7 protein-coding genes and 1 pseudogene are annotated in these 5,143 nt (G+C 40.2%); 5 read left to right on the forward strand and 3 right to left on the reverse strand.

Annotation, left to right across the window (positions count from 1 at the left end; all coding sequences use genetic code 11):
• The 5 genes and pseudogenes from VIO64_RS04215 to VIO64_RS04235 form a co-directional block, all read left to right on the forward strand.
• Positions 1-330 (forward strand): annotated as a pseudogene (locus VIO64_RS04215) (hypothetical protein); the annotation flags it as partial.
• Between the two features lie 259 nt (positions 331-589).
• On the forward strand, positions 590-1,228 hold the full coding sequence (locus VIO64_RS04220; RefSeq protein WP_331915479.1) for a Vat family streptogramin A O-acetyltransferase: 639 nt from the start codon (positions 590-592) through the stop codon (positions 1,226-1,228).
• Positions 1,210-1,377 carry an NAD(+)--rifampin ADP-ribosyltransferase gene (locus VIO64_RS04225; protein WP_331915496.1) on the forward strand — a complete coding sequence of 56 codons (168 nt, stop codon included), beginning with the start codon at positions 1,210-1,212 and terminating at the stop codon, positions 1,375-1,377. The genes VIO64_RS04220 and VIO64_RS04225 overlap by 19 nt, the downstream gene beginning before the upstream one ends.
• Before the next feature lie 18 nt (positions 1,378-1,395).
• Entirely contained in the window at positions 1,396-1,890 is a 495-nt protein-coding gene (locus VIO64_RS04230) for a nucleotidyltransferase domain-containing protein (RefSeq protein WP_285215429.1), read from the forward strand.
• Positions 1,891-2,116: 226 nt separating this feature from the next.
• The gene (locus VIO64_RS04235; protein ID WP_285215430.1) at positions 2,117-2,995 is read left to right on the forward strand and encodes an AraC family transcriptional regulator; all 879 of its coding nucleotides are present in this window, start codon (positions 2,117-2,119) and stop codon (positions 2,993-2,995) included.
• Positions 2,996-3,401: 406 nt separating this feature from the next.
• Here the strand turns inward: VIO64_RS04235 and VIO64_RS04240 are convergent, their stop codons facing one another.
• From VIO64_RS04240 to VIO64_RS04250, 3 genes are all read right to left on the reverse strand, one after another.
• Positions 3,402-3,539 carry a hypothetical protein gene (locus VIO64_RS04240; protein WP_154664743.1) on the reverse strand — a complete coding sequence of 46 codons (138 nt, stop codon included), beginning with the start codon at positions 3,537-3,539 and terminating at the stop codon, positions 3,402-3,404.
• Between the two features lie 30 nt (positions 3,540-3,569).
• Positions 3,570-4,352 carry an acetolactate decarboxylase gene (gene budA, locus VIO64_RS04245; RefSeq protein ID WP_062281232.1) on the reverse strand — a complete coding sequence of 261 codons (783 nt, stop codon included), beginning with the start codon at positions 4,350-4,352 and terminating at the stop codon, positions 3,570-3,572.
• 171 nt (positions 4,353-4,523) lie between these two features.
• On the reverse strand, positions 4,524-5,143 hold a 620-nt coding region (locus VIO64_RS04250; RefSeq protein ID WP_331915494.1), incomplete at its 5' end, for a GtrA family protein.

Consider the following 5,143-nt stretch of genomic DNA (forward strand, 5'->3'; position numbering starts at 1 on the left):
GCCTGCAGCGATTATGCGGTCAATCTGGCAGGTTCTTCCCAGGCAGTGTGTCATCAGGGCTCTGCGGAAAAGATTCTGCCTCATCTGCGGATGAATTTCGATCAGGTCATTGTCGATCCGCCGCGTGCGGGACTGATGAAAAGCGTGCTGGAAACGTTAATCCGCATGGCACCGCAGCACATTGCCTACGTTTCCTGCGATCCATCGACATTGGCACGCGATGTGCGGCGACTTATGGCTGCCGGATACCAGCTTGACCGCATCACACCTTTCGATATGTTTCCGCATACTTACCACGTGGAGTGTGTTGTGTTGATAACGAGAAAGTGAAGTCGTGAAAGTCTTGAGAATACTGGATTTCATAAAATGAAAGTAAATCTGTCCACTCGACTCAAACCCTCTATATGCGTATAAGGGAACATATCGAGGGTAATTTTTTAGCAAAAAAGGACATAAATTTAGGTAGGGTTGAGTTGACAGATTAGATAAATTCGTAGGGTTGAGGAGATAGGATGGATGTAATATGGATGTGGTGTATAAATATGAATAGCTTAGAAACATATTAAAAATGAAAGGGAGTGTATATCTTATGACAGGACCAGATAAGAAAAAACTATATCCAAATGAAAACATAAAAACAGTTTGTTATATAAAAAATCTCCCAAAACGCTTCAATGTAGAAATTGGCGAATATACCTATTATAGCGATAATAAAAAGTCTCCAGAGAAATTTTATGATAATATAGAGCATCACTACGAATTTCTAGGGGATAAACTGATAATAGGCAAGTTCTGTGCAATTGCAGAGGGTGTTAAGTTTATTATGAATGGTGCAAATCATAGAATTGATGGAATTACAACCTATCCCTTTAATATCTTTGGCTGTGGTTGGGAGAAGGTAACTCCAACAATAGAGCAGTTACCATTCAAGGGTGATACAGTGATTGGAAATGATGTATGGATTGGACAGAATGTTACCATTATGCCGGGTATTAAAATTGGTGATGGTGCGATTATTGCTGCTAACTCAACAGTAGTAAAAAGTGTTGAACCATACACAATATATGGTGGGAATCCAGCTAAATTTATCAAAAAACGATTTAGTGATGAAAAGGTTGAATTCTTGCTAAAGCTCCAATGGTGGAACTGGGGCGAAGAGGAAATATTTAATAATCTTGAAATGTTAACATCCGAAGAAGGGCTAGAGCAATTAATGAAAAATCATTAGACACGGGGCATTTCTACCACGGCACAAAAGGGGACTTAAATCTGGGGGGGTTGCTGGAGCCTCGATTTAGTTCTAATTATGGCGAGCAAAAAAAGGCAAACTTCATCTTTAGCATAATAGCTTCGAGATTTATCGCTTATAAATTTTAATTTGAACGGAGGGGTTGCATGGTAAATAAAACAGATGCCATTGAGATAATAACATATGCTGAGGAAAATAAAATTAACATTTGGATAGATGGCGGTTGGGGAGTAGATGCATTATTAGAAGAAGAAACAAGAGTACACAACGATATTGATTTATTTGTGGAAGAAAGTAATGGAAGAAAGTTTATTGAAATATTAAAAGAAAAAGGTTTTGCTGAGGTTACCGAAGCATATACCACCACATCCCACACGGTTTGGAAGGATAGTAAAGGCAGGATAATTGATCTTCATATATTTAAATTCAACGAACAAGGATACATTGTTTTTGAAGGGGAAGCATATCCTCCAGAAGTGTTTAGCGGCATTGGGAAAATAGGCGATAAAACGGTAAGATGTATTGATGCTGAAAATCAAATATTATTTCACTTGGGCTATGAGTATGATGAAAATGATGTGCATGATGTAAAACTATTGTGTGAGAGATTTAATATTCCTGTTCCGAGTGAATACAAGTAACCAAGAGATTCTAATTTAAATAAGCAAAAATTTAAGTAACAAAGGAAAGCATGTGGTCTTCCCAACTAATGGAAAACATGCAATTGAAAAGTTAAGCATGAATTAGATTTCGTTTCTTAAGTCTCATAAGAGAATATTTTAAATAATAGCCGACTATACTGTGCACAGATTGTCGGATTGGTAAGCACATCCTTTGATAATATTGACGATGAAAGGAGGTTGTTTGATGGATTCGTTAAGTAGTATGAATAATGCAATGGTATACATTGAAGAGCACTTAACTGAGGATATTGATTATAGTGAAGTCTCTAAAATTGCTTACTGTTCAGAGTATCATTTTAAGCGGATGTTTTCTTTTTTATCAGGTATAAGCTTATCAGAATATATTCGGAGAAGAAGATTAACGCTGGCAGCACTTGATTTGAAAGATAAGGATTTGAGAATAATTGATGTAGCCGTAAAATATGGCTATAATTCGGCTGATTCATTTTCCCGTGCTTTTCATTCCCTGCATGGTATTCTCCCTTCTGAGGCAAGGAGTGAGAATACACAATTAAAAGCTTATCCTCGAATGACCTTTCAATTATCAATACAAGGAGGATGCGAAATGAACTATCGTATTGTTGAAAAAGAGGCATTTAAGTTAGTAGGATTTAAGAAGAGAGTTCCAGTTATTTTTAAAGGTGTTAATCCAGAGATTGCAAAAATGACTGAACTTTTAACCCCGGAGGTTATTAAACAATTAAAAGCAATTTCAAATGTAGAACCAACTGGTATTATTAGTGCTTCCACTAATTTCTCGGAAGGAAGAATGGAAGAAAGAGGAGAACTAGATCATTACATCGGTGTAGCAACTTCAAGTGATGAAACAGCAGAACTTGATGTATTAAAAATAGAAGCCAGTACCTGGGCAGTTTTCGAATCCATTGGACCCTTCCCGGAAACACTTCAAAATGTATGGGGAAGGATATACTCAGAGTGGTTTCCGTCTTCAGGGTATGAGGCAGTTGAAGGTCCTGAAATTTTGTGGAACGAGAGTCCAGACACTGGAAATCCAAAGTATCGAAGCGAAATCTGGATTCCAGTAAAGAAAAAAGACTATTAATTACATTAATGTTTATTATTGAGGGCCCTCCTAGCAAGAGTGCCCTTTTCATAAACGGTACGATTGGTGGATATGTTCCCGTCTACCGATAGTGCCAAAAACGCAGTGGATATGTTTCCGAGAACGGGCAGGTTCAAATGACATTCATTCTGTCCTCTCGAGCCATGTCGAGACGGTTGTTCTTTTGTCCAGAAAAATTCCTGATGACCAGATAGGTGTGGATTTGATCTAGGATGATCTGGACGCTACATCCGCCGAAAGCGAAAATGCTAGAGTACGCATCGGATCTCCATTTGCCGTGAAAAGGATTATATAAACCAGAAATTCGTAATATGAGAAGAAATAATAGTAGTTGAGTTGTTTTTGCGCGAAGCGCAAAAACAACTCAACTACCAGTTTTCTCTCTTTATTTGTCAAGTATGCCCATATTTTGAATCGCTGATATTGAACCGAACTTTGTTTTCTTTTCAAGAAGAACTACACTCAGCACCATGACATCCATCAGGAACTTGACACCGGTCATTTTCAATATCATTGCAAGCATAACGTTACCCCCAGTCACAGTCACAGCCCGTTACTGTTCCACATTCTGTTTTTCCTGCTCAGTTACATCGCCGAAATCTGTCTGCAAAAAATACTCGTTTTGGGGAATCAGCATCTGAAACTGCGTCACGGTATTAATGGAAATGGCGGCGTTTTCAATAGAACATTCCAGAAGGTGTCCGCCCATGGTATAGTCTTCCGACAAAAAGTGGAGATGGTACCCGGCAAGATTAATTCCGCTTAAATATTCGGGACACCAATATCCCACCAAGGTACCCGTAACGTCTTTGTATTCAAAAACAGTCTGTTCTTCCGTTACTTCGGACAAAAGGGGGTATGGTTCCGTCTGCGAGGGAACACTGCGCGCTTCTATGTACGAAAAGGTACCGTGAATTTCAATTGCGTAAATCTCGTTTTGACTTGGAAGCAGGCTGCCAATCGTCTCTTGGAGCTTGTTATAATCACTGACAGAGCTTACATCAGACTGAATATCGGTATTGAACTGCGTTATCATAGCAAAAGGGGTCGTCACCGACAGATCCGGTTGCACCACTTCGCCGCTGGATAATACCTGATAAACCGTACCGTCCAAAATAACCATTTCTCCGTCCAGCGCGTCAAAGGTGCCTATGCCGAAATCGCCGTGTTGGAGGAGCTCTTCAAGCGTTAATTCCCCGTCATATACGCCCTGCATCAGCGCGTCGAGCGTCGATACCTGATAGAGTATATCCTGCGCCCGTGTATTCCCCGTACAGCCTGTCAGTAAAGCGCACACGATAAAACACACCAGTAAAACTTTCACATATTTTTTCATCTGGTTTATCTCCTGTTTATCGATCGTATCATTTCGGTCATGGACGCGGGGCAAATCAGGACGATATTCAGCAGATCGTCAGAACGTCGGTACACCCCATAACCACAAAAATCCCTTTAGCTATATGCAGGATTGTTGCCGCGATACAGTCCTTTTTCTTCTGCTCAATCACTACTTTTGGACCATTGCCGCTGACCGCTGATCACGCTGGTTTGTATTCATACTGTCTCGGTAAACGAGAAAGCGGCAGACTAAAAATTCTGTTGCCATGTTGATTAGCATCGTGCCAAACAGGACAATATATTCATTCCAACCCACATTTGTCAGCGCCACGCCCCACCAGGTGGACAGCGGTGTAAAAATAGCATAATAGATGGCAATCTTCAGCATTGCCTTCGGCACATTCGTTGCAGATTTAAAAGTAAACTCACGGTTCAGCGTGAAATTCCAGAGCACTGAGAGCGTCAAAGCGATCAAGTAGCACGGCCAGTACGGCCAATGCAGCAATTCGTTCAACACCGTAAATGTCAGCGCCTGGACAATCCCGGCAGAAGCTGAAAACAATACAAATTTTATTACCTGTATCAGGTTCTCTTTCTTTGACACCTGCATATGTTTGCTCCATATTCCTGAACTGTACATTTTGGACGTTAGTCCAATTTTACACATGAAATAAGTCGATTTCAACAGAACAAAAATAATCGGTACACCCCGGGGCTCCTTCAAAAAAGTTATTTTCTGCTTAGCCTCCTCACCGATATGCGTTACATAAGACAACAGGTCTTTTGCAA

Source organism: Pseudobacteroides sp., from assembly GCF_036567765.1.
Lineage (GTDB): Bacteria > Bacillota > Clostridia > Acetivibrionales > DSM-2933 > Pseudobacteroides.